This is a genomic window from Mycobacterium gordonae (genome assembly GCF_017086405.1).
In the GTDB taxonomy this organism is placed as follows: domain Bacteria; phylum Actinomycetota; class Actinomycetes; order Mycobacteriales; family Mycobacteriaceae; genus Mycobacterium; species Mycobacterium gordonae_D.
Genome location: NZ_CP070973.1, coordinates 2898505 through 2923788, shown reverse-complemented (window position 1 = coordinate 2923788; position 25284 = coordinate 2898505). Strand labels below are relative to the sequence as shown.

The following is a 25284-nucleotide window of genomic DNA, read 5'->3' as shown; positions in this document are numbered from 1 at the left end:
TTCTCCGCCTCTCCGGACGGATCGTTAAAGGATGTCGACTGCGGGGCAGCCTAACACGGCCTCGAGGCGGCGGTGCGGGGCGGCGACCGGGTGAGCCTCAACGCAATTGGTCACTTGAAAAACTTCTGCCACAGTAGTTTCTTCTTTTTCGGAATGGGTGTGCGTCCACGGCGGCTCAGGAGCGAAAACGCCGCCGCCGCCGCACACTGAAGGCGCTGTACGCACACTCGATTGCCTCCGCCGGGCATCGTTCACGCCACCGGCCTACCCTGGCGGAAATGAGTTCTCCCCGTTCTTCCCCACACATCGACTTCGACGCCCTCTACCGCGGCGAGAGCCCGGGCGAAGGCCTTCCGCCGGTGCACACACCGCCGTGGGATACCAAAGCGCCCAAAGAGAATGTCGTCGCATGGCACAACTCCGGGTGGGTGCACGGTGACGTGCTCGACATCGGGTGCGGCCTCGGCGACAACGCGATCTACTTGGCCCAGCAGGGGTATCACGTGACGGGCCTGGACATCTCCCCGACCGCACTGATCACCGCAGAGCGGCGCGCCCACGACGCCGGTGTCGACGTGCGATTCGCGGTGGCCGACTCCACCACGCTCGACGGGTACTCCGACCGGTTCGACACCGTCATCGACAGCGGCATGTTCCATTGCCTGGACGACGACGCCAAGCGCAGCTACGCAGCCGCGGTGCGCCGGGCCACCAGGCCGGGCGCCACCCTGTTGATCAGCTGCTTCTCCGATGGCAACCAGGCAAGCGAGGACTGGCCGAGGCCGTCGGTGTCCGAGCAGACGCTGCATGAGGTGCTGGGCGGTGCCGGTTGGGACATCGAGTCGGCTGATCAAGTCACGCTGAACCGCGAGATGGACGGGGCCGAGGTCGAGATGACGTTCTGGTACGTGCGTGCGCAGCGGCGGGACTCAGCCGGGTAAGCCGACCACACCGGCGCTGCCCAGCACCGACCCGGGGAAGCCGCCGAGCCCGCCGGCAGCGTCGGCCCCATCGGTTCCGCCACTGTTGCCGGCGCCGCCGGACCCGCCGGCCCCGCCGGAACCGCCGTTGCCGATCAGTTGTGCATTGCCGCCGTTGCCCCCGGCGCCTCCGTCGCCACCATCGCTCGTGGCGCCGACGCCGTTGTTCCCGCCGGCCCCGCCGCCGCCGCCGGCACCACCACCACCGCCGTTGCCGTAGAGCACTCCGCCGCTACCGCCGAAGCCACCGTCGCCCCCCGCACCGCCGTCGCCTCCGGCGATCCCGAAGGCGTCACCCAGGCCGATGCCGATCCTCCCGCCTTTGCCGCCGCCCCCGCCAGAACCACCGGCGCCACCAGTGCCGGTGTATGTTCCCCCGGCCCCGCCGCTGCCGCCGGCCCCACCGCTGCTGCCTTTACCCCCGCCGCCATTACTGGCGCCAAGGCCACCAGCCCCACCGTCCCCGCCGTTGCTGCCGGCGCCGCCGAGACCGCCCGCACCACCGTCGCCGAACAACGGAGTCGCGCCGCCGGTGCCACCGGGGCCTGCGGCACCGGCGGCACCACCAACAGCGCCCTTGCCGCTGATGGCGGCGCCGCTGCCCTGACCACCGGTTCCACCTACACCGCCGGCGCCGCCATTCCCTCCGGCCCCACCCGCACCGCCATTGCCGGACAAAAGGCCGCCTTGACCACCGACCCCACCAGTCCCGCCGGCCCCGCCGTCACCTCCCGCTCCCGCATTCCCACCTTCTGGAGAAAAGGCGGATCCGTTGGCGCCGCTGCCGCCCGCACCGCCCGCACCGCCGGCCCCGCCGAGGCCACCGGCCCCGCCGTGGCCGATAAGCGCCCCACCGCGACCGCCGACTCCGCCGGCACCGCCAGTCCCACCCGCCCCGGCGGGGGTTCCGCTCTGGCTGGCATTGCCGCCGATGCCGCCGTTGCCGCCAACGCCCGCGTTCCCGCCGGAACCTCCGACCCCACCATTGCCGATCAGCCCCGAAACACCGCCTGCCCCGCCGGAGCCGCCCGCGCCGCCCGCGCCGGCCTTCCCTGTGGGTAACGGATTGCCTGACCCGTTACCACCGGCTCCGCCCGTCCCGCCATGCCCGCCTACTCCACCGTTGCCATAGAACAATCCGCCCGCTCCCGCGGAACCACCCATGCCGCCGCCGCCGCCAACTCCGCCGCGGTCCTGGCTAAATCCGCCTCCACCGCCATCGCCGCCGTGCCCGGCAGCACCACCGCCGCCATACAACCCACCGGCTCCACCAGAGCCGCCTGCGCCCGCCATGCCCCCGGCCCCGCCGGTTAGACCGCCGAAATCGCCCTGACCTCCATTCCCGCCCTGCCCGCCATCCCCACCACTGCCCCACAACCTGCCGGCCCCACCGACACCACCAGAGCCGGCGGCGCCACCGGCACCGCCATGCTGCGCGCCGAAACCGCCAGCACCGCCGTTACCGCCGTTACCGCCGTTTCCGCCATCGCCATACAGCAGTCCCCCTGCCCCACCACTGCCGCCGGTGCCGGCAGTGCCGCCAACACCGCCGAATTCGCCACCAGAGCCAGCGCCGCCGCCGCTTCCGCCGCTTCCACCGTTCCCGCCAGTACCGATCAGGCCGGCGGCCCCACCGGTACCACCGCCGCCGCCGGCCCCAGAAGCCCCGGCTGCGCCGCTCAACAAGTTGATAGCGCTGCCGCTGCCTCCGCCACTTCCGCCGCTTCCGCCGAACCCGCCATTTCCGAACAGCCAGCCGCCGGCACCGCCTGTGCCCCCTGCGCCGCCGGCACCGCCCGCGCCACCCGTGGCGCCGGCCATGACGGCGCTTGCGCCAGCCCCGCCGAGCCCCCCATTTCCGCCGGTCCCTCCGTTTCCGGAAAGCCAGCCGCCGGCTCCACCACTGCCGCCTGACCCGCCGGCAGTGCCCGCCGTGCCGAATGCGCCGTTTACACCCGCCCCGCCATTCCCGCCCGCCCCGCCGTTGCCGATCAAACCCGCGGCACCACCGTTGCCGCCTTTTTGACCTGCCGCGCCCGCCCCCCCGGCCCCACCATTGCCGTACAACAAGCCGCCGGCCCCGCCGTCGGCGCCGGTACCAGCCGCGCCGTCGGTGCCGTTGCCGATCAGGGGCCGGCCCAGGAGCAGCCGGGTGGGTCCGTTGATCGCGTCCAGGACTTGCTGAGCGACATTGGCCGATTCGGCCGCCGCATAGGCGCTGCCGCCTGCACGGAGTGCCTGCACGAAGCGTTCATGCACGGTCGCCACCTGGGCGCTGATCGATTGGTAGGACCGGGCGTGCGAACCGAACGTCGCCGCAATTGCCCTCGACACCTCATCGGCGCCCGCCGCCAGCACCACGGTCGTCGGGCGCGCCGCGGCCGTGTTGACCGCGTTGACCGCAACTCCGATATCGGCCAGGTCCGCAGCCGCCGCCGTCATCGCCTCCGGCGTTGCCATCACGTACGACATCGCGGTTCCTCCACATCGCCCGAGTCGATGCATTCGCCGACGCCATTACGATTCGGCCGCCGCCAAATTCAGCGGTTACGCGTGCATACGACGTTTACATTCGCGAGATCAGTGCAGCGTATACAGACGAGGCATCATCACATCCGCAGTTATATATCCGAAATTATTGTGTTATGTAAATGTGATAACAAAATGCCCCGGTGACAAATACATTTACAAAACGTCGGAAATGACACTGGACGCATTCCAGATTTGGCATTCGACGGGCTCAGACCGGCGCCGGATCAGCGGTCGGGGTCACATCCCTGGCGACCCTCATGCGCCCAGGCAAGCAGATCCGGGGGCGCCAACTGGTTGATGCGGTCGTTGTAGCGGCGGTACTCGGCAAAACCGAAATAGTGCTGCCACTCCCCGGATCCCCCGTTGCGGAAGAAGCTCTCATTGCTGTGCCAGATGCCGTCGGTGGTATTCGGTGCCACTTCCGCCGCGCGCGAGCGCATCGCATCCAGCGAAGCGTAGCGAGCCAATTCACCCGCCCGTTCGTGACTGATATCGAATCCCAGCACGGCGGCGAGCCGGATCAGCTCACCGACCAGGTCCCGCTGCAGATCGGCGTAATGGAACAACGCGACATTGGGTAGGTGCCGGCGCTCCCAGGTCTTGGCGAATTGATCGAGAATGTTCGCGAGCGTGCCGATTCCCCTGGGTGCAGCGAACCCGACCCGCGGGGGCGGATGTGCCGGACCCTCCATCCAATCCCGAAACTCCCCGATAGGGCCGCGATCGGCGGGCTCGTCGACGGGTGAGGGCCCGGGTGGCCCGTGCCGATGCTGGACCGGTACCGCGGCGTCGTGGAGTACCCGCATCCGGTCCCGGTCCATGTTGGCGGTCTGAAACAACATCGACACCGCCGCGTCACGCGGATCGCGTCCCACGCAGATGTAGGTCACGCGGTCGTCGAGCACCAGGCCGTCCAGCGGCGTGTGGGTCTTCATGAACCGACGGTGGGTCTGCGCCTCGAGGACGGCGACCACCTCGTCGAGCGGCCGGATGGTCTGGTCGAACCAGGGTGAGACCGTCGACAGCGGCCCCGGCAGCTCCGGCCCGTCGAACACAAGCAGGGACACCAGGCGCTGGGTCCAGGTCATCCCGCATTTCGACGGCGTCGAGATGATGATGTCACCATCACGCAGTGTCAACGCGTCCCAACGCAGATTGTCACTCATCAACGAGCGGTACAGGGTACGAGTCATGTCCGTCACCGCCGAATGATGTCGAAGAGGACGCCCTCGACGGTAACCCCCGGCGCGAACGCGAAGGCGATGCCCGTTGAGATCGGTTTGGCCGACTGCGCTTGGCGCACCATCAGTTCCAGCACGAAGATCAGCGATACGCTCAGCATGTTGCCGAACCGGGCCAGCACATCCCAGCTGTACGCCGCGCGGTCGGCGGAAATCCCCAGTGATCGTACGGACTGCTCAATGATCTTCGGGCCGCCCGGGTGAACTGCCCACAGATCGATGTCGGATTTCGCTAATCCGTTGTCCCGCAACACCTCCGCGATCACCGGTTCGACTCCGCGATAGATGTAGTCGGGCAGATTCTCCGACAGCTCACAGGTGATGCCGTTGTGATTGACACCGAGCACAATGCCGTCTTCGGCATCGTCGAGCAGCTGGGTGAAGCTGCTGCGGATCACCACACTGCCCGCGGGCAGCGGTTGCTGAACCTGGCTCGCACCAATCACCAATGCGCCGCATCCGTCGCCGAACAGGCTGTGGATGACGACGTCGTTGATGTCGTCGGCGAAAACAGCGTTCACCGAACACAATTCGATGCACACCACCAACGCCTTCATGCTCGGGTGGGCGCGCACATACGTCGTTGCGGTACCGACCGCGTTCATTGCGGCCGCGCAGCCCATGAAGTTGATCACGACCCGCGACACCGACCGGGACAACCCGAGCTCCTTGACGACCGCGACATCCACACCCGGGGCGATGAATCCGGTGCTGGTGACGAATATCAGCAGCCCGATCTCGTCCGCTCCGTACGGGAGGCCGGCCAGAGCACGCCGCGCTGTGTCGACCGCCAGTGGCACCGCGTGCTGAAAGAACAGATTCATCCGGTCCCGGATGGTCCCGGGGGTGCGCCGGAACGCGTCGAACTCGGCACTGAGCGGGTCGACCGCCATCCGGCGGGTGTCGATCCGCGTCTTGTCATACAGCCGCGGGATCCGTTCGCGCTGTGGGGGATCGACGAACAATTCAGCGACATGCGCGGCGGCGGCGGTCTGCTCGACCTCTCGCCGCGGCCCACCGGTCGCCAGGCCCTCGATCACCGCCACCGTGGTCGGTGGAGCGGGCGGCAGTTGGCCCAGCCCGATCACGGACGGCTCGGACGGCGGCAGGACGCCGCGCTCGGCTGCGGTGCTCACACCGACCCGATTCCGACGAAACCGCCGGCAACGTAGCGGGCGCTCTCCTTCCAGACCGCCGGCGAGAGGTGCTCGCGAAGCACACCCCAGTGGTTCTCCCGGGCGACACGTGATGGCGACAGCAAGTACGTGCGGCAGAGTTTGGGCAACCGGTCGGTGAGAAAACTCTTGGCCGGTAACCACTCGACCCCGGACCTGGCCGCTTCTTCGCGCAGCACATCTTCAGTGACAATATTGGCGAATCCGCTGCGCTGGAACGGAAGTACGTGATGGACGCGGTGCGAACTCAGGCCGGCCGACAGGAAACAGTCGACATAGCGGTTCCCGATCACCGTCAGATCGTTGGCGTGCTCGACCTGGTCGACACCCCAATCCGGCCCCGCTGCGTCGTCGGAGTCCTCGTCCTCGAACTCGTGGCTGGCCACCACCAAGAAGGTACTGACCCACAGCGTCACGACGAACTGCAGAGCCCAGGCCCAGAAATCCCCTGCCACCAGGAATACGACCATCTCGGTCACCAACAATAGGCGCACACCGGCCGACCCGAGGAAGTGCGGCAAGGCGTTGCGCCAGCTTCCGTAGCCTTCCTGGACACCGACCTTGCGTGTCATGTTCCATACGTCGGCGAGGCGAATCGCCATGCCGGTGACCAGATGGCCGAACTTGTGCAGGGTGTGCACCGGAACCCGGTACAACCGTGGCAATCGCATCATCATCGTGAACACGTTCTTCTTGATGTCCACGTCGCTCTGGGTGTACGGGTGATGCAGCAAGGTGTGTCCGTCGGCGACCACCAATGCCAAGGCGATGTAGTTCAAGTCGAAGGTGTTGGAAAACACCCGGTTCCACCCCCGCTGGGCACGGTGCAATGCGTAGTGGCCGTACCCCACCAGTGAGCTGCGCAGCAGCACCATCGCAATCACGAAGGCCCATAGCGGCATCCACGTCGGCTCGACCAGTCGCATGGCCTGAACCGCGAAATACGCGATGGCCAACATAGCCACCACGACGTTGAACAGCCGGTCCATCCCCTTGATCCGCGCGGCGAGCGCGGGCTCGGCCAACCGCGCCTTCACCCGGTGCATCAGGTCTTCTTGGTTGTCGAAGCGGTACCTGGGGGTGTCGCGCCAGCTGTTGAAGTCGTCCTTGAAAAGGAACGGCGGTGCGTTGTGCTTCGGATGGATGTCGCGCGGAGTGGCGGCGCGACCCAACGAGTACCTACGTTCCAGGATCCGCTCGACGACAGCGGGGTCGCGGTGATAGGAGGCGATAACCGCGGTGATATCGCGGTTTTTGGTGCGCCCGATGAAGAAGGCGCCGCCGGGATGCTTGGCTATCCATTCACTGAGGTCGTAGGCCCGCCCGTTGTACACCCACACATCCGGAAGCACCGGTGGCCTGCCCGGTGGAGGCCCGAGGTGCGGACTCGGGCCACGCACCTGAACTTCGGGGAGGTCGTTGGTCATTCGTGCTCCTGCAGGTCTGTTGGGGTGAAATCGGCTGCGCGCCGGCGACTGCGGCGAGCTGGGCCCCATCGTGAGAGCGCGGCCTCAACGGATTCTGGGCAGATTCTCAAAGCACGTGTGTCCTATGAAAACGTCACCGCGCCAAGCACACTCACCCGACCTGAGCGTAGGCAGAATCTCCCGGGCCGTCAGCGGGCCAGCCCCGCCGGTGCAGATCCAGCCGAATCCCGGATGAGAACCGACCCGCAGCATCGCCGCCGTCCGGGCCGGTCCTCAATCCGGAGTTCACTGGTTTGAAGTCCCGAAGCCGCTACCCGGCGGGGTTCGGGATGGTTACCGGCGCGCCCCAATTGGACAGCGTGATCGTGACGTGGCCCTGGTCCTTGTCAATCACCATCCGGACCAGGTATGCGCTCGGGGGCGTGCCCGGCGCACCCGGCGCCTTCACGTCGGCGATGTAGAGGGTGACCGGAAGTGGGCCCTTTGCGTCCTTACCGATCTGTGGCACCAGTGGGTCGATGATCGCCGGGTCGATGGTCCCCGTCACCTTGGTGGTGGCTACACCGTCGATGGTTTCACTGCCGCCGGACTGCGGGTTGGCGACCTTGCCGACTACCGCGCCGATGCCCTTGTCCTTGTCCAAGACGACGCCCGGGTCATAGATCTTGTCCGCCGGTCCCATCGACGTGTAGGCCCCGGCCTCGTTCTTGGTGTACATCGTCTTGTTGGTGACGATGAACTGCTTGGGCACCGCCGGCGTCTTGGGCTGCAGCCTGATCATGGCGTCACCGACGGCCTGGCCGTTGCCCTCCGGCTGGTTGGTCACGTCAGCGTTGACGGCCTCCATCGGCAAGGTGTTGATGTCGGTGGTCTGGAGGTTGACGTGAAGTGAGTGCAGCGCAGTGGTCGCCTTCGAAGCGTCCTGCACGAGTTGCTGCGCTTCCGGCGACGGGGCCGCAGTTGTTCCGGATGCCCCGGACGTCGCCCCGGACGACGTCGCAGCAGAGGTTCCCGATGAACCCGAAGTCTGGGAGGTCGCAGTGGAGGATTTGTGTCCACATCCGGCGAGTGCCGCGACCAGCGCTGTCGCGAACACGATCGCGACAATCGGGGTCGAGGGTCGACAGGGGACACGTCGGTGGGAGATTTGCGCTTGTGACATCAAGCCATTCATGGCCAGCCTTTGCTGAGTTATCCATCCGGTGGTGATGAGCAGCGAGTCGCTACCTTCGTCGTACGGATTGAACGGGGCCCGGTACCCGGTCCCCGGCCAACGGTCGCGGATCTCGGTGACTGCACACCCGCACCCTGGTTCACCAGCAACGACGTTGCGGTCAACCGCACGCCGCCGCCCTCACAGCTTGTTCCCCAGATTGCTTTTGCCGGAGAGCGCGACACTAACACGACCTCGACGCCATGCGAACCCATTCCCGGAAGTAACTGTCACCGCGTCGGGCCGCGCCGTTCGGGTCGCGCCGATCTTTGCGGTGTTCTACAAGAATTCACACCGGCGGTACCGGCGATCCCTGCGCGCCGACGGTTACTTCGAGGGGCTAACCTCATCCCAGTGAATCTCGACGGCAATCAGGCGACCATCCGTGAAGTCTGCGACGCCGGGCTGCTATCGGGAGCGGTCACGGTAGTCTGGCGGCACGGAGAACTGTTGCAGGTCAACGAGATCGGCTACCGCGACATCGAGGCGAAACTGCCGATGCAACGCGACACCCTGTTTCGCATCGCATCCATGACCAAGCCTGTCACCGTGGCAGTGATCATGAGCATGGTCGACGAAGGCAGACTCGCCCTGAATGACCCGATTGCCCGGTGGGTTCCGGAGCTCGCGAACGCGCAGGTGCTGGATGACCCGCACGGTCCGCTGGATCGCACCCATCCGGCCGGCCGCGCCATCGTGATCGAAGATCTGCTCACCCACACCAGCGGCCTGGCCTACGGCTTCTCGGTGTCGGGACCGATCGCGCGGGCGTATCTACGGTTGCCGTTCAATCAGGGTTCGGACGTGTGGTTGTCCGAACTGGCAGCGCTCCCCCTGGTGCACCAGCCCGGTGAAAAAGTGACCTACAGCCACTCCATCGACGTGCTGGGCGTGATCGCCTCCCGGATCGACGGCAAGCCACTCCATGAGGTGTTCGAGGACCGCGTGCTGGGCCCGGTAGGCATGCCCGATACCGGGTTCTTCGTAGCGCCCTCCACGCGATCGCGGGCGGCAACCATGTACCGCCACGACGAGCACGACCAGTTGCGGCACGACGTGATGGGGCCACCGCACGTCAAACCCCCGTCGTTCTGCAACGCCGGAGGCGGATTGTGGTCCACCGCTGACGATTACCTGCGCTTCCTGCGGATGTTGCTCGGCGACGGTTCCGTCGACGGGGTCCGGGTGCTGTCCGCGGAGTCGGTGCGCGAGATGCGCATCGACCGGTTGACCGAGGAACAGAAGCGGCACAAATTCCTGGGGTCGCCGTACTGGGTGGGACGCGGTTTCGGGCTGAACCTGTCGGTGATCACCGATCCCGCCCGGGCCACGCCGTTGTTCGGCCCGGGCGGTGTCGGGACGTTCAGCTGGCCCGGCGCATACGGGACCTGGTGGCAGGCCGATCCGAGCGCGGACCTGATTCTGCTGTATCTCATCCAGTACTGCCCCGACCTGAGCGTGAACGCGGCGGCGGCCGTCGCGGGTAATCCGGTACTGGCCCGGCTGCGGACCGCGCAGCCCAACTTCGTCCGTCACACCTATCGCGCGCTCGGGCTGCTATGAGCGGTTACTCCTACACGCTGCCGCCGACGCATCTGGAAGGTCCCCGGCTGATGCTGCGTCCGGCAGTGGTGGAGGACGCCGACGGGATCTACGAGAGTGTGTCCGGCGATCCGGAAGTCACCCGGTTTCTGTTGTGGACCACACACCCGGATGCCGTCGAGACCCGCCGGGTGCTCATCGAGCAGCTCATCTCGACGGAGAACGACCGGAACTGGGTGATCACGTTGCGCCGCACCGGCGACATCGTCGGGCTGGTCAGCTGCCGTCGTCCGGTCAGCCACTCCGTGGAGATCGGTTACTGCCTCGGCCGCAACTGGTGGGACATGGGCCTTATGTCCGAGGCGCTGAAGTTGGTGCTGGCCGAGCTGGCGGCCGACCCCAGCGTGTTCCGGGTGTGGGCGACCTGCCACGTCGACAACTCGCGATCAGCGCGGCTGTTGCAGCGGGCGGGGTTCTCCCTCGAAGGGCGGCTGCGCCGGCACGCCGTGTACCCGACGATGGGACCCGACCCGCACGACAGCCTGATCTACGCCAGGATCCTGCGCTGAGATCGTCCCTGGACGCGGTCCGAGCGCGGGGCGAAATTGACGACGGTTCCGCTGCCCTGGACCCGCCGGACTCATTGGGGCGGCGAGAATTTGAGCAAGAAATTGCTTCCCTGGTCAGTGACCAACACATTGCCGGCAGTGTCGACTGCCACATCGTAGGGATCGGTGAGTCCGTCGAATAACAAGTCGGTGGCGGCCGGCGAATTCTTGTTCAACTTCATGACTCGGTGATTGCCCGCATCGACGACGTAGACGTTGCCGGCGGTGTCCACCGCCACCCCCTCGGGATGCGAAATGGTCTGGAACGGAAGCTCTCTCGGGACGCCGTCCACCGCGATCCTGAATACCCGACTGTTTTTCGAGTCGGTGACATACACGTTGCCCGCGCTGTCGACCGCAACGTCGGTCGCCCAACCATCGTCCGGGGCTCTGAAAAATTCGGTCGCGGTGCTGCCTTCGGCCGGTAGTTTGAGCACCCGGCCGGATGATGATTGTGGAACGTACACGGTCCCAATCGAATCCACCGCAACGTTGATTGCTGTCGTACCACGCAGGGGCGTGGCCCCGGTGAATCTCGAGTCTGCGGAGTACGCGTACACCCACAGTTGGCCACGATCGGTGACGTACATCTTTCCGCTTGTGTCGATCGCCAGACCGCTGGGCGACGCCAGCAGAGTTCGGGGCACCTCACTCTTGGCGTCAGTCAGGTCTGGCGTCAGCCGAAGTACACGACCGTCCGCCTGTGCAGACGGGGCATTCGGCATCCCCGGAATCGGCATCATCGTTGTCGGTAGTCCCGGCGGCCCCGGGGACGGCCCCAGCGGCCCAATCGGCGTGATCGGCGTCCACGACGTCTTGGGCGGTCCGTCGCAGACATACACCGCACCATCCGCGGCCACCGCGACGCCTCTGGGGTTGTTCAGTGCGAAGTGCGGCACGTCCGGCAACGGTGTCTGCTCGGCCACCTCGGGTCCCTCGGGCGCCAGAACTGGTCGAATCGTCGTCGCCGTGAAAAATAATCCGACGGCAAGGTACGCCACCGCGTAACCTGCTCTCGAATGGATCTTGCGCCCACCACCGGGAATCAAGACTGCCGTCGCGGGGTCGGCCGGATCGTAATGGACCTCCACCTCGGTTCCGACCGCGTAGCGATCCACCAGCTCCTTGTCTACCGCGCTCGATTTCTGCAGATGGCCCATTTGGAGGACGTCACCGCGGTGTCGAACACCCTCGACCTCAAAGCGGTACTCGACCTCAAAGACTTCACTGCCGTCGTCGGACACGACCTCTGCGTGCGTCACGCAACCTGGCACGGTCGGCCACGTACGGGTGCGCGCTGCCAGTCGCATCTCCCGAACAGCTTTGACAAGAATCCACACGCCAACCAGCGTGGTGATGACACCCACGATGAGATACGGCAGGTTTCTCATCCCAGACCTCTCGAAACCGGTGCGCTCAATGGTCGCACCTCCCCGGCCGGAACGGTGGCGACTTGTGTCAGAAGCTGACGAATTGCGCGACACCGATGCCGACACCCGCCGGGCATCGCCTCGGACATAGGCCACGTTGTCCGTCGAACGCGAAGCAGGACAACGTGTTCGCCGATCTAACGGTTGCAGCCCAGGAGCGATGGGGAGACTGGCGAGATCTCAATCTCCCGAGCGCGACCGCCAATCCCCTCAGTTCACCAAAACCGTGTGCTCATTGGCCACCAGCGGCGCTTCGGGCGCCCGAGCCGACTCGGACGACCCATTGCCCGACGCTTTGGTGGCGCGGGTGACGGCGGCGCGAGCCGCCTCCATCCGCGCCAGTGCCTCCTGGGTGAACACCGACAATCCGAGCTCGTGGTTGTAGCCGTGGATCTCCTTGACGTCGAGCTGGGCCAGGAAGTACACGATCTCCTTGGACACCACCTGTCCCGGCACCAGCACCGGGAAGCCCGGCGGATACGGCACCACAAATGTGGTGGACACCAACGTCTTTCCCTCGGCGATCCGCCGCCCCGCGGTACCGATCAGGACGTATTCGCGGTCCTTCTCCTCGTAGCCGGCATAGAACGCCGAGCGGGTGTCGCCGTACACGCTGCCCTCGTCGGGCCGGAACGCGACGTCGAACTGGCTGAAGTCGGGCAGATGCGGTAGGTCCTCGGTGATCTCCTCGACCCGGCGTTCGTGCAGTTTCCAGTCGGCGGCACTGGCGGCGGCCTGCGTGCGGTCGAAGTCGGTGGCGACCCTGCGGAGCACGTCGAGCAGATGGTGGACGCTCGACCAGGTGACGCCGATGGTGAAGATCAGCAGCACGCTGTTGATCGACGTCTTGTTGATCTGGATGCCGAAGCGGTCCATCAGGATCTTCTCGCGGAAGTCGTATCCGTTCATCCCGGTCTTGCCGAGGAACAGCGTGACCCGCGTAGGGTCCAGCACGAACTGATCGGACCGCCAGGCCTCGTTCCACTCGTCGAGTGCACCCTGCCTGACTTCGCGGTAGGAGCTGACATGGGATGCCCGGTACTCCTCGGGCACCAGGTCGGACTCGTCGAGGATGCGGAACCACTTGCTGATCAACCGGTCTTTGCGGACACGGTGCCGAAACACCAGCGCCATGTCGTAGGTCTGCCGGACCAATTGGAAGCCTTCGATGTCGACCTGCCGGCGCGCCAGGTCCAGCGACGCCAGCAGTTGCTGGTTCGGCGATGTCGAGGTGTGCGTCAGGAAAGCCTCGCCGAAGGCGTCGCGGGCCAGCGCGTTAAAGTCCTGGTCGCGGACGTGGATCATCGACGCCTGCCGGAACGCCGACAGGGACTTGTGGGTGGAGTGGGTGGCATAGACCCGCACCCGGGCTTTGGTGGGGTCCGGCAGCAGTCGGTGGTCGACCCACTCGGAGCGGGGCACCCCCTCCATCGACACCTTCCAATTGTGGTATTCCTCAGCGTATTCCGGTGACGCCAGCATCTGCTCTAGCCGCTCGGCCGAGACCATCGCGGTGCGCTGCCGCGCCCACGGCACGGCGGTGGCGAACGCGTACCAGGCCTCGTCCCACAGGAAGACGATGTCCGGCTTGATCGCCAGCACCTCCTCCATCACCCGCCGCGGGTTGTAGACGACACCGTCGAAGATGCAGTTGGTGAGCAGCAGCATGCGCACCTTGTCCAGGTGCCCGGCCGCTTCGAGATCCAACAGCGCCTTCTTGATGGTGCTCAGCGGCACCGCGCCGTAGATGGCAAACTGCGGCAGCGCATAGGACTCCAGATAACGGGGGTACGCCCCGGCCAGCACCAGGCCGTAGTGATGGGATTTGTGGCAGTTCCGGTCGATGAGCACGATGTCGCCCGGCCGGGTCAGCGACTGCACGACGATCTTGTTGGCGGTGGAGGTTCCGTTGGTGACGAAGTAGGTGTGGTCTGCGTTCCAGGTGATCGCCGCTTTGTCCATCGCCTTCTTGATGTTGCCGTGCGGGTCCAGCAACGAGTCCAATCCACCCGAGGTGGTGGAGGTTTCGGCCATGAAGATGTTGCGACCGTAGAACTCACCCATGTCCTGCAAGGACTTCGAGTTGAAGACGCTGGCGCCACGCGCTACCGGAAGCGCGTGGAACTGGCCGACCGGAGCCGACGCATACGCCCGCAGTGCGTCGAAAAACGGTGTGGAGAATCGGTTTCGGAGCCCGGCGATCACGGTGCTGTGCAGGTCGGTGACGTCGTTGAGGCGGTAGAAAGTGCGGTCGTAGACGTCGGGTTCGTCGTCGTTGCCGGCCGCGATCGACTCATCGGTGAGCAGATAAAGGTCTATGTGGGGCCTTAGTTCGCGGATCCACTCGCCGCACTCGACCCAGTCGTGCGAGCGGTCGGACACCCTGGATATCGAAGTGTCGTCGTTGGCGCCCAGCAGCGTGTTCATCAGCGGCACCCGATCGCGCGAACGCAACGGCAGGTCATGGCGGATGATCGCGGCCTGGATCTCGCCGTTGAGCGCGACCGCGGTGATGGCGTCCTCGACGCTGGGCGCCAACAGGATTTCGAACTGAATGTCTTCTGCCGCATTGCGCAACTGACGCAGCGCGTCGGCCAGACAATCCGGGGCCGTGCACGGCGCATCGTCGGCCAGCAGCACGGTGTAGAACTGCTGCTGTTTGGCCTGGGCCACCAGTTCCTGGTCGGCCAGTGGTGCCGAGAGGTCGAAAAGCGCTGTGCGATCGCCGTATTCCGACAGCAGCCGCACAGCCTGGGACACCTCTTCGGCCAGACGCACCGTGGACAGGCTCTCCAGGTGGGCGCGGAAGGTGGCCAGGTTCGCGGCGCCGGGGTACAGCCAGTAGCGCTCGTAGGCGTTGATGCGGTCCATCAACCGCTTGACCTTGGCCAGGTCGTGGGCCTTGTCCAGACCGGCCAGGTCGACCTCGGCGAGGTGGCGGCAGGCGTCGTCGAGCAGGTTCCAGGTGTCGACCCGTGTGTAGGACGGATTGGCCACCGCCGCAAGGGCGGAGACGCGCAGTCGTCTCGTGCGAGCGCTTTCTTTATTCATATCGTCACCTGTTCTCGAGCGTCACTGCAGCTCGTAGGTATCGCGGGAAAGGTGGAAAAAATGGCCCGTGCCGTGGTCGGTACAGGTGATGCCCGATTGCTGACTTTCGCAGGTTACCGAGTTGAGCGAGCGAGTCTGGCCATACTGCAACACCGGGTATCCGGTTCCCCGGACCGTATCGCTGTGGCAGGTCAGTCTGGCCGCGCTGCCCTGCCGCATGCTGATTCGGTCCCCGAAGGCTCCCATACAGAGCGTCGGGCGCGCCGGCGCCGTCCACGTGTGGTCGCTGATCTCGCATTCGACCAGAGTGGAACCGTCCAGCAAGCCCATGGCACAGTCGATGTTTCCCGACGGTGTCTGGAAGAAGTCGAAGCCGTCCGCATGCGCGTCAGCCGGGGCCAGCACTGCCAGCGCCGTTGCGGCGGAGGTCAGTATGACCGTGGCTCTGATTGACTTCACTGTCGACCGCTTTCCGTTGGTAACCAACGGCCATTGTGTCGCGCCCGCGCGCAAAGCGCGATCATTTCCATCCGGAATCTTGACCGTCCGGGATTCGGCGAGGGCTCAGCCGTCCAACTCGTCGTCGCTGTCGATGATCTGTCGATTGCCTTTGCTCAGCGGGTTTTCCATCCACTTGAACAGGGGCAGCTGCGGCAGCTCGAACCGCCGTCCGGGCAGGTCGGTGACGTCGCCGAGCGAGCGCACCACACCCTGGGTCAGACCCATGATGGCCGCCATCACCGGCAGCAGCGGCTGCAGCGGCTTGGCGGCGGTGCGCACGGTACTGATGCGACGGGCCAGGATCAGGCGTTCGACCGTGTGGTACACCGCGGCGCCCACGCCCAGTCCGAAGATAGCCAGCACCGAGGCAAGGATGGTCCAGTCGAACGCGGCACTGATCACCGCTCCCACGACGACCGTGACCGCGGCCAGGACGGCCAGTACGACACGCAGTTCCAGCCGGGTCACGAGGCACCTCCTTGAACGGCTTGGGCGGCCGCGCGGATCTGCGGCGTCACCAGCATCACCTGGCCCAGCACGCCGTTGACGAAGCCCGGGGAATCGTCGGTGGACAGTTCCTTGGCCAACTCCACCGCCTCGTCCACCGCGACCGGCTCCGGAACGTCGTCGGCGTACAGCAGCTCCCACACGGCGACGCGCAGAATCGCGCGGTCCACCGCGGGCAGGCGGTCCAACGTCCAGGACTGCAGGTGCGAGGTGATCAGCTCGTCGATGTGCGCCGCGTGCTCGGCGACGCCGCGAGCGACGACGGCCGCATACGGGAGCATCGGGGTCACGTCCGGATTCGACTCGACCAACGCGGTGCGCAGGTCGACCATCTCGACAGGACTCAGCCCCCTGGCCTCCGCTTCGAACAGCAGGTCGACGGCGCCTTTACGCGCCAGATGCCGGCCTTTAAAGGGGCGGGAGGGCCGCGACGTACGCGACGGTCGCTGATTGCTCGCTTTGTCGTCTGGCATGGTCAGGTGTTGACCCGCCCCAGGTAGCTGCCGTCGCGAGTGTCGACCTTCAGTTTGTCCCCGGTGTTGATGAACAACGGGACCTGGATCTCCGCGCCGGTCTCCACGGTTGCCGGCTTGGTGCCCGCGCTGGAGCGGTCGCCCTGCAAGCCGGGCTCGGTGTGGGAGACGACGAGTTCGACCGACACCGGAAGCTCGATGTAGAGCGGTGCACCGTTGTGGAACGCCACCTGCACCGGCAGGCCCTCGAGCAGGAACCGGGCGGCGTCGCCTACCAGCGACTCCGGCAGCGGGTGCTGCTCGTAGTCCTGGCTGTCCATGAACACGAAGTCCGACCCGTCCCGGTACAGATAGGTGGTATCGCGCCGGTCCACGGTCGCGGTGTCGACCTTGACACCCGCGTTGTAGGTCTTGTCGACGACCTTGCCGGAGAGCACGTTCTTGAGCTTGGTCCGCACGAAGGCGGGACCCTTGCCGGGTTTGACGTGCTGGAACTCGGTGATGGTCCACAGCTGGCCGTCGATGACCAGGACGAGTCCGTTCTTGAAGTCAGCAGTGGTCGCCACGTTCTTTTAAATCTCCTACAAAATGGCCAGTTCCTTCGGGAACCGGGTCAACAATTCCGGGGTCTGCCCAGGGTGGTGCGGGGTGCTGCTTGGCACCACCAGAGTGTCCTCGATGCGGACACCGCCACGGCCGGGTAAATAGACGCCGGGCTCCACGGTCACCACGGAGCCCGCAAGTAGTGTACCGGCGGATGTCGCTCCGATGCCCGGCGCTTCGTGTATCTGCAGGCCGACGCCGTGTCCCAAACCGTGGCCGAAGTGGTCGCCGTAGCCCGCGTCGGCGATGACCTGCCGCGCAGCGCCGTCGACGTCACGCAGCTCAGCGCCCGGGTGCAGGGCCTCCCTGCCCGCTCGCTGCGCCTCGGCGACCAGCCCGTAAATCTCCAGCTGCCAGGCCTGAGCTTTACCGGCCTTGCCCAGGACGAAGGTGCGGGTCATATCGGAGTGATAGCCCGCGACCAGCGCGCCGAAGTCGATCTTGACGAAATCTCCCGCCGCCAGCACCGCATCGGAGGGCCGGTGGTGCGGGATGGCCGAGTTTGGCCCGGCGGCCACAATCGTCTCGAACGAGATCGCATCGGCGCCGTGATCAAGCATCAAGCCTTCGAGTTCACGGCTCACCTCACGCTCGGTGCGACCCGGGCGCAGCCCACCGCGCTCCACCAGGTCGGCCAGTGCGGCGTCGGCGGCTTCACAGGCCAGCCGCAACAGGGCCAGCTCGCCGGCGTCTTTGATCTCTCGCAGCGTCTCCACGGTGCCCGAGGCCCGCACCAGTTCGGTGCTGCAGTCGTCCAGTTCGCCGGCCAATGCGTCCAGACCGTCGACGGTGACCACATGGCTTTCGTAGCCCAGTTTCCCGACGCCATCCTGCCCGGCCCTGCCAGCAAGATAGCGCCCCACGGCACGCTCGATGGCCACCTCCAGATCAGGTGCCTGGTGCGCCGCCTGGGTGCGGTACCGGCCGTCGGTGGCGAGCACGGCTTCGCGCTCGTCAGCAAACACCAGCAACGCGCCGTTCGAGCCGCTGAAGCCGGACAGATAGCGCACATTTATCAGGTCCGTGACCAGCATCGCGTCTAGCCCGGCGGCACTGATTTTGTTTTTCAGGTTGTGTCGGCGCTGGGAATGTGTCACGACCCTTGACCGTACTCGCTACGCTGTTTGCCCATGAACAAGTGGATGCTGCGTGGATTGGTCTTTGCCGCCGGGATGATCGTTCTTCGCCTGTTTCAAGGGGCGCTGATCAACGCGTGGCAGACCCAGTCGGCGCTGATCAGCGTGGTGCTTCTGACGATCTTCGTCCTCTGCGCAGCGGTGTGGGGGTACTTCGACGGTCGCGCCGACGCCAAGGCGAACCCGGACCCGGACCGTCGCCAGGACCTGGCCATGGTCTGGTTGCTGGGCGGACTGGTGGCCGGTGTGGTCAGCGGACTGGTGTCCTGGATCATCGCCCTCTTCTACAAGGGCATCTACACCGGCGGCTTGATCAACGAGCTAACTACTTTCGCGGCATTCACCGCGCTGATCGTGTTCCTGTTCGCGATCGTCGGCGTGGCGATCGGGCGTTGGCGCATCGACCGCAACGCTCCCCCGGTGGAAAAGCCCGACCATGACCCGCACCGCGACCGCTCCGCCGACACCGACGTGTTCTCCGCGGTGCGCGCCGATGACAGCCCCACCGGCGAAATCAGGACGGCCGGCGCCCAGACCGAACAGCGGACGTCGTCGGTGGCCACCGTCGAGCGCGAACGGGAAGCTCCCACCGAGGTGATCCGCACCGGCGACCACGGCGACGACGCCAAGACCGAAGTCATCCGCACCGGCAACCCCGGTCACGAGGACAAGACCGAGGTCATCCGCACCGGTGATCACAGCGGTGAGGCCAAGACCGAGACGATCAACCTCGACAAGCCGGACAAGAAGTAGCTACGTAGCCGCCAGGTAGCGCAGGGCCAGCAGGTAGCCCTGCACTCCCAGTCCGACGATCACCCCTGTCGCCACCGGACTCAGGTACGAGTGGTGTCGAAACTCTTCGCGCGCATGCACGTTGGAGATGTGCACCTCGATCAGCGGTGCACTCAACTCCGCGCAGGCATCGCGCAGGGCCACCGAGGTGTGCGTCAGACCGCCTGCGTTGAGTACCACCGGTTCCGCCGCGTCCGCGGCCCGGTGAATCCAGTCCAGTAATTCGGCTTCGCTGTCGCTTTGCCTTACCACGACGCTCAGGCCGAGATCGGCGGCTTCGGCCTCGATCAGGGCGACCAGGTCGTCGTGGGTGGTGCTGCCATAGACGGCGGGCTCCCGCTTGCCGAGCCGACCCAGGTTTGGGCCGTTGATCACGTTGATCGTCATGGGGCACACACTCCGGCGTAGGCCGTCACCAGCAGACCCGGGTCGGGTCCCACCAGCCGGCCCGGTTTGGCCAACCCGTCCAGCACCACGAATCGCAACACACCGGCGCGCGTTTTCTTGTCTCCTGCCATGTATTCCAACAATTGAGGCAGCGCGTCGGGGTCATAGCTGACCGGCAGACCCAGCGCGGTGAGGATGTCACGGTGACGCGCGGCGGTGGCGTCGTCCAGGCGACCGGTGAGCCGGGCCAACTCCGCCGCGAATACCAAACCGACCGACACCGCGGCGCCGTGGCGCCACTGGTAGCGCTCCCGGCGTTCGATCGCATGCGCCAATGTGTGCCCGTAGTTGAGGATCTCGCGGAGTTCCGATTCCTTTTCGTCGGCCGCCACCACTTCGGCTTTCACCGCGATCGCCCGCCGGACCAGTTCGGGCAGCACGTCGCCGTCGGGGTCCAGCGCCGCCTGCGGATCGGCCTCGATCAGGTCCAGGATCACCGGGTCGGCGATGAATCCGGCCTTGACCACCTCGGCCATCCCCGCGACGATCTCGTTGCGCGGCAACGTCTTCAACGTCGAAAGATCGACCAAGACGGCCAGCGGCTGGTGGAACGCGCCGACCAGGTTCTTGCCAGCGTCGGTGTTGATGCCGGTCTTGCCGCCGACGGCCGCGTCGACCATGCCGAGCAGCGTGGTGGGCACGTGCACGATCGACACACCGCGCAGCCAGGTCGCCGCCGCAAACCCGGCGACGTCGGTGGCCGCACCGCCACCCAGGCTGACCAGGGCATCCTTGCGTCCGATTCCAATGCGGCCCAACACTTCCCAGATGAAGCCGACGACTGGCAGCTCTTTTCCTGCTTCCGCGTCCGGGATTTCGACGCGGTGCGCGTCAATCCCGCTGTCAGCCAGCCGGGTTCGTATCTCATCGGCGGTGTGCGCCAGCACCGGCTGATGCACGACGGCGACCTTGTGCCGGCCCGCCAGCAGCTGCTGCAACTCGTCGAGCAGGTCGGTGCCGATCAGCACGGGGTACGGCGGGTCCACGGCCACCTCGACGGTAACCGGTGCGTTGTCTGTCATTTGGTGGCCTCTACCTGAGTTTGCAGCCGCGACACGATGTAGCGGACGACCGCACCGGGGTTGCGACGGTTGGTGTCCACCCGGATCGTCGCGACCCGCCGGTACAGCGGAATGCGCTTGGACATCAGCTCACGGAACTTCTCGGCACGGTCGGGCCCGGCCAGCAATGGCCGCACCGTGTTGCCGCCGGTACGCCGCACCCCTTCGGCGGCGCTGATCTCGAGGTAGACCACGGTGTGTCCGGCCAGCGCCGCGCACACCCCGGGACTGGTGACCGCGCCGCCGCCCAGCGACAGCACGCCGTCGTGCTCCTCGAGCGCCGCACGGATCACCTCCTCCTCGATGCGCCGGAACTCGGCTTCGCCGTCGGTGGCGAAGATCTCGGCGATGGTGCGACCGGTCTGCTGCTCGATGGCCGCGTCGGTGTCCAGCAGGCTGACCCCGAGCGCCTTGGACAACCGACGGCCGATGGTCGACTTGCCGGAACCCGGCAAGCCCACGAGTACCGCCCTGGGAGCCACCTGCGCTAGCTTCCGGCAGCCCGGGTGGCCGGCGCCTCCCGGTCGGCGACCGTGCGCAGATAGGACTCGATGTTGCGGCGGGTTTCCGTCAGCGAATCGCCACCGAACTTTTCCAGCGCCGCGCGCGCCAGCACCAGCGCCACCATGGTCTCGACGACGACCCCGGCAGCGGGCACCGCGCACACGTCCGAACGCTGGTGGATAGCAACGGCCTCGTCGCCGGTAGCCATGTCGACGGTGGCCAGCGCCCGCGGCACGGTGGAGATCGGCTTCATCGCCGCGCGCACCCGCAGCGGTTGCCCGTTCGTCATTCCACCTTCGAGGCCACCGGCCCGGTTGGTCGAGCGGACCACTCCGTCGGGACCCGGATACATCTCGTCGTGGGCCCGGCTGCCGCGGCGTCGGGCGGTGGCGAACCCGTCGCCGATCTCGACGCCCTTGATCGCCTGGATTCCCATCACCGCCGCGGCAAGCTGACTGTCCAGCCGGTTATCACCGCTGGTGAACGAACCAAGGCCGACCGGCAGACCCGACGCCACCACTTCGACGACGCCGCCGAGGGTGTCGCCGTCCTTCTTGGCCGCCTCGATCTCGGCGATCATGGACTTCTCCGCCTCGTCGTCATATGCCCGGACCGGGCTGGCGTCGATAGCTGGCAGATCTTCCGGCCGCGGCGGCGGGCCGTCATACGGAGTTGACGCACCGATCGAGATGACGTGCGAGAGCACCTCGACGCCGAACGCCTGACGCAGAAACGCCCGCGCGACGGTGCCGGCCGCGACACGCGCGGCGGTCTCGCGGGCGCTGGCACGCTCGAGCACCGGCCGGGCGTCGTCGAAGCCGTACTTGAGCATGCCGGCGTAGTCGGCGTGGCCGGGCCGCGGTCGGGTCAGGGGCTCATTGCGCGCGCTGTCTGCCAGCAGCGACGGGTCTACCGGGTCCGGGGCCATCACGGTTTCCCACTTCGGCCACTCGGTGTTGCCGATCTCGATCGCGATGGGGCCGCCCAGGGTGACACCGTGGCGCACCCCGGACAACATGGTCACCGCGTCGCGCTCGAACTTCATCCGGGCGCCGCGGCCGTAACCGAGACGGCGGCGGGCCAACTCGTCGGCGATTTCGGTGGACGTCACCTCGACGCCGGCGACCATGCCCTCGATCATGGCCACCAACGCACGGCCATGCGACTCCCCAGCAGTGATCCAGCGCAACACCCGAACATCTTCCCACGCGCCCGGCAATCCCCCCATTCGCGCCCGTGACCAGCCATTCCGTATCGATGACTTCAGCTGCGACTCGGTGATGACGCGCCGCGCCGAGTATTTCGCAATATTGGTGTCCATGCGCCGGACAGAAATGCTAAAGTCGACGAAATCCGACTCGCGGGCATTCGAAATGCAGCCCCGGGACTATCCGGCGGGTTCCATTAGCATATTCCTGCCGATCCTGAAATGAAGTTCACGCAATTTCTAGATGTGATTCTTCTAACTTGACCTGGTGATATAGCACCTGAACACGCCCTTTGCCTACCGAGCAGCTGGACGCACAGCGCTACTCGATATGTGATGGAGCCCATTCCAATTATGGTGGCTTGCCGCAGGCCCATTGATGCGTCGCTTGTCGTCCCGAGTCAATCGAAAAAGGATGGTTGTCTTGTCGTATGTGATCGCCCACCCCGAGGTACTGAGTACCGCGGCAACCGATTTGAACGGGATCCTGGATTCCCTCAAGGCAGCCAGCGTCGCAGCGGCATCCCCGACCACGAGTATCGCGGGTCTGGGCGCCGACGAGGTGTCAGCGGCCATCTCCGGTCTCTTCAACGCCTACGCGCATGACTTCCAGGCGCTCAGTGCGCAAACCACGCAATTCCATGAAGCATTCGCCCAGTCCGTGCTGACGGCGGCAGGCTCCTATGCCAGCGCCGAGGCAATCAATGCCGGCCCCTTGCAGGCCCTTGCGGCTCTCGACCCGGTCAAAATCCTCACCGGGCGACCGCTGATCGGCAACGGTGCCGACGGCGCACCTGGGACCGGACAGGCCGGTGGCGACGGCGGCTGGCTCTACGGCAATGGCGGCAACGGCGGATCGGGAGCCCCCGGGCAAGCCGGCGGCTCCGGTGGCGCATCAGGTCTGTTCGGCGCCGGCGGCAACGGCGGCAACGGCGGATCGGGAGCCCCCGGGCAAGCGGGCGGGGCAGGCGGGGCCGGCGGCGCCAACGGCTTCCTTGGTGGGGGCAACGCGGGAGCCGGCGGCGCAGGTGGGGCCGGTGGCACGGGCATGAAAGCTGCTAACAACGGAATGGGTGGTCTGGGAGGCAACGGCGGAGTCGGCGGCGTGAACCGTCAACTCTTCTCGCTGTTCGGAACCGGTGCCGCGGGTGCCGGCGGGACCGGCGGCGCCGGAGGGGTCGGCGCTGCTGGCAACTCGGCGCTGGCCCCGAACGGCGCACCCGGTGGAGCCGGCGGGGTCGGAGGTGCCGGCGGCGCCAACCTCGCGCTGTTAGGCGGGGCAGGCGGCGCCGGTGGGGCGGGCGGCACCGGAGGAACCGGTGGACATGGCTTCAACGCCGCGATCAATGCCGCGACTGCCGGGGTCGGCGGCACCGGCGGCACCGGCGGCATGGCGGGCACCGGTGGCGCAGTCGTCACCCCGATCAACGTTCTTGGGACTGCCGGTGCGGGCGGTATCGGAGGCACCGGAGGAACCGGAGGTGCCGGTGGCACCGGCCTCACCGGCTTCGCGCCCACCGCCGGCGGGGCCGGCGGGCATGGAGGCGACGCGGGCATCGGCGGCGCGGGCGGCGCCGGCATCAAGATCGGCGGCGGCGGCGCCGGCGGGACCGGCGGCACGGGTGGCACTGGCGGCGCGGGCGGCAGCGGCGGCGTGAACGCGAATGGTGCTGGGTCCATCAGCGCAGTCGGCGGCCTCGGCGGCGATGCCGGCAACGGCGGGGCCGGCGGCGTAGCCGGAGCCGGAAACTCGGTGGGCGGCCAGGGTGGCACCGGGGGAACCGGCGGCGCCGGCGGCGCCGGCGGCCACAACACCGGCAACGGCGCCGCCAACGGCTTCGGCGGCGGAGGGGCCGGTGGTGGCGCCGGAGGCACTGGAGGCTCGGGCACCGGTGGGGCTCTTGGTGGGGCTGGCGGCGCCGGCGGCGTCGGCGGCACTGGCGGCACCACCAGCACCAATGGCTTCATCGGCCAGGGCGGTGGCGGCGGGCACGGCGGGGGCGGCGGCGTGGCTACCGGTCAAGCGGGCGCCCGCGGCGGGGGCGGCGGCGGTGGTGGCGGCGGTGGCGGCGCAGGTATCGCCGCTCTCGGCGGCGGCGGCGGCGGTGGCGGCGCTGCTGGTGGCGTCGGCGGCACCGCCGGAAACGGCGGAACCGGCGGTGGCGTAAGCGTCCAAGCGACAACCCCGTTCGGCGGCGGCGCCGGCGGCCTCGGCCAGTTCGGCGGAACCGGTGGCGGCGGCGGGAGCGGCGCCGTCGGGACGAACAATGGTCAGGTCGCGGCAGGCAATGGCGGCAACAGCGGCTTCAACGGCGGCACCGGCGGCGCGAGCACTCAAGGCCTGGGCCAACAGGGTGGAAACGGTGGCACGACCCCCGGCGTCGGTGGTACCGGCGGCGCTCCTTATGTCGGCGGTTCCGCGGGTAGCGCCGGCCGGACATCGAATCTCACCTAAACCCGGGAGTCGGTCCTGCCGCGGCTGTCGCTTCACCCGGTGCGGGAGACCGCAGCGGGTGAGCACGGCAACAGCGTCCGGGCGCAGTCGGTCGCGACCCGAATTCCATCCCGATGCAGGAAGCTGTCCTACCCGCTGCGTGCCGGTATCGAAGCAGCCAGCCCGGGTTCACCAGGCTGTTGCTCTGTCTGAGGTGTTTGCTGCACCCGACGTGTCGAGTGCTGCGGCGGCGGAGCTGAAGGGAATCGGCGACGCAGTGCGCTCGGCCGCGCGTGGCACTGACTTGCGCACCGTTGACAGTGGATTGCCCTGCTGCGCATCCCGGTTTGGCGTGGACGCGGCTTGGCTGGTGGGCATCGGCCCGGCCACGCGGTCGGCTCAAACCCGGTTTAGGCCCTC

At 66.9% G+C, this 25284-nt stretch carries 21 protein-coding genes; 5 read left to right on the top strand and 16 right to left on the bottom strand.

Annotated features, from left to right (window positions below; genetic code table 11):
* The first annotated feature begins 278 nt into the window (after window positions 1-278).
* On the top strand, window positions 279-941 hold the full coding sequence (locus tag JX552_RS12560; protein WP_205877711.1) for a class I SAM-dependent methyltransferase: 663 nt from the start codon (window positions 279-281) through the stop codon (window positions 939-941).
* Here JX552_RS12560 and JX552_RS12555 read toward each other — a convergent pair.
* The 5 genes from JX552_RS12555 to JX552_RS12535 all read right to left on the bottom strand — a co-directional run bounded on the left by JX552_RS12555 (window position 930) and on the right by JX552_RS12535 (window position 8529).
* The gene (locus tag JX552_RS12555; protein WP_205877710.1) at window positions 930-3452 is read right to left on the bottom strand and encodes a PE family protein; all 2523 of its coding nucleotides are present in this window, start codon (window positions 3450-3452) and stop codon (window positions 930-932) included. The genes JX552_RS12560 and JX552_RS12555 overlap by 12 nt on opposite strands.
* 284 nt (window positions 3453-3736) lie before the next feature.
* Window positions 3737-4705, bottom strand: coding sequence for a sulfotransferase domain-containing protein (locus tag JX552_RS12550; protein ID WP_205877709.1), 969 nt, complete (start codon window positions 4703-4705; stop codon window positions 3737-3739).
* A 5-nt stretch (window positions 4706-4710) separates the two neighbouring features.
* The gene (locus tag JX552_RS12545) at window positions 4711-5889 is read right to left on the bottom strand and encodes a type III polyketide synthase (RefSeq protein WP_205877708.1); all 1179 of its coding nucleotides are present in this window, start codon (window positions 5887-5889) and stop codon (window positions 4711-4713) included.
* Complete coding sequence (locus JX552_RS12540; protein WP_205877707.1) at window positions 5886-7355, bottom strand: fatty acid desaturase; 1470 nt, start codon at window positions 7353-7355, stop codon at window positions 5886-5888. Before JX552_RS12540 ends, JX552_RS12545 begins: the two co-directional genes overlap by 4 nt.
* Before the next feature lie 310 nt (window positions 7356-7665).
* Entirely contained in the window at window positions 7666-8529 is an 864-nt protein-coding gene (locus tag JX552_RS12535; RefSeq protein ID WP_205877706.1) for an LppX_LprAFG lipoprotein, read from the bottom strand.
* A gap of 393 nt (window positions 8530-8922) precedes the next feature.
* Between JX552_RS12535 and JX552_RS12530 the strand changes: the two genes are divergently transcribed.
* Window positions 8923-10131 carry a serine hydrolase domain-containing protein gene (locus tag JX552_RS12530; RefSeq protein WP_205877705.1) on the top strand — a complete coding sequence of 403 codons (1209 nt, stop codon included), beginning with the start codon at window positions 8923-8925 and terminating at the stop codon, window positions 10129-10131.
* Entirely contained in the window at window positions 10128-10679 is a 552-nt protein-coding gene (locus JX552_RS12525) for a GNAT family N-acetyltransferase (protein WP_205877704.1), read from the top strand. Before JX552_RS12530 ends, JX552_RS12525 begins: the two co-directional genes overlap by 4 nt.
* Window positions 10680-10750: 71 nt before the next feature.
* Here JX552_RS12525 and JX552_RS12520 read toward each other — a convergent pair whose 3' ends face one another.
* The 7 genes from JX552_RS12520 to JX552_RS12490 all read right to left on the bottom strand — a co-directional run bounded on the left by JX552_RS12520 (window position 10751) and on the right by JX552_RS12490 (window position 18380).
* A complete protein-coding gene (locus tag JX552_RS12520) occupies window positions 10751-12109 on the bottom strand; it encodes a DUF3592 domain-containing protein (RefSeq protein ID WP_205877703.1) in 1359 nt (452 codons plus the stop codon).
* Between the two features lie 249 nt (window positions 12110-12358).
* Complete coding sequence (locus tag JX552_RS12515) at window positions 12359-15199, bottom strand: aminotransferase class I/II-fold pyridoxal phosphate-dependent enzyme (protein WP_205877702.1); 2841 nt, start codon at window positions 15197-15199, stop codon at window positions 12359-12361.
* 21 nt (window positions 15200-15220) lie between these two features.
* A complete protein-coding gene (locus tag JX552_RS12510; RefSeq protein ID WP_205877701.1) occupies window positions 15221-15658 on the bottom strand; it encodes a DUF6636 domain-containing protein in 438 nt (145 codons plus the stop codon).
* Between the two features lie 105 nt (window positions 15659-15763).
* On the bottom strand, window positions 15764-16168 hold the full coding sequence (locus JX552_RS12505; protein WP_055579579.1) for a hypothetical protein: 405 nt from the start codon (window positions 16166-16168) through the stop codon (window positions 15764-15766).
* The gene (gene nusB / locus JX552_RS12500; RefSeq protein WP_205877700.1) at window positions 16165-16680 is read right to left on the bottom strand and encodes a transcription antitermination factor NusB; all 516 of its coding nucleotides are present in this window, start codon (window positions 16678-16680) and stop codon (window positions 16165-16167) included. Before nusB ends, JX552_RS12505 begins: the two co-directional genes overlap by 4 nt.
* Before the next feature lie 2 nt (window positions 16681-16682).
* Complete coding sequence (gene efp, locus JX552_RS12495; protein ID WP_205877699.1) at window positions 16683-17246, bottom strand: elongation factor P; 564 nt, start codon at window positions 17244-17246, stop codon at window positions 16683-16685.
* A 15-nt stretch (window positions 17247-17261) separates the two neighbouring features.
* Window positions 17262-18380: a M24 family metallopeptidase gene (locus tag JX552_RS12490; protein ID WP_205877698.1), complete on the bottom strand. Its 1119-nt coding sequence runs from the start codon at window positions 18378-18380 to the stop codon at window positions 17262-17264.
* 33 nt (window positions 18381-18413) lie between these two features.
* Between JX552_RS12490 and JX552_RS12485 the strand changes: the two genes are divergently transcribed.
* Entirely contained in the window at window positions 18414-19172 is a 759-nt protein-coding gene (locus JX552_RS12485) for a B-4DMT family transporter (protein ID WP_205877697.1), read from the top strand.
* Here the strand turns inward: JX552_RS12485 and aroQ are convergent, their stop codons facing one another.
* Genes aroQ through aroC form a run of 4 tightly spaced genes read right to left on the bottom strand, consistent with a single transcriptional unit; the run spans window position 19173 to window position 22415 of the window.
* Window positions 19173-19598 (bottom strand): type II 3-dehydroquinate dehydratase, encoded by a 426-nt coding sequence (gene aroQ / locus JX552_RS12480; RefSeq protein WP_431195948.1) that lies wholly within the window; start codon window positions 19596-19598, stop codon window positions 19173-19175.
* A complete protein-coding gene (gene aroB, locus JX552_RS12475; RefSeq protein ID WP_205877695.1) occupies window positions 19595-20680 on the bottom strand; it encodes a 3-dehydroquinate synthase in 1086 nt (361 codons plus the stop codon). Before aroB ends, aroQ begins: the two co-directional genes overlap by 4 nt.
* Window positions 20677-21201, bottom strand: a complete 525-nt coding sequence (locus JX552_RS12470; RefSeq protein ID WP_205877694.1) for a shikimate kinase — start codon at window positions 21199-21201, stop codon at window positions 20677-20679. The genes aroB and JX552_RS12470 overlap by 4 nt, the downstream gene beginning before the upstream one ends.
* A 5-nt stretch (window positions 21202-21206) precedes the next feature.
* Window positions 21207-22415, bottom strand: a complete 1209-nt coding sequence (gene aroC, locus JX552_RS12465; protein ID WP_205878396.1) for a chorismate synthase — start codon at window positions 22413-22415, stop codon at window positions 21207-21209.
* Between the two features lie 439 nt (window positions 22416-22854).
* On the opposite strand from aroC, the gene JX552_RS33320 reads away from it, so the two are divergent.
* Window positions 22855-24885, top strand: a complete 2031-nt coding sequence (locus JX552_RS33320) for a PE family protein (protein WP_431195947.1) — start codon at window positions 22855-22857, stop codon at window positions 24883-24885.
* Window positions 24886-25284: the final 399 nt, after the last annotated feature.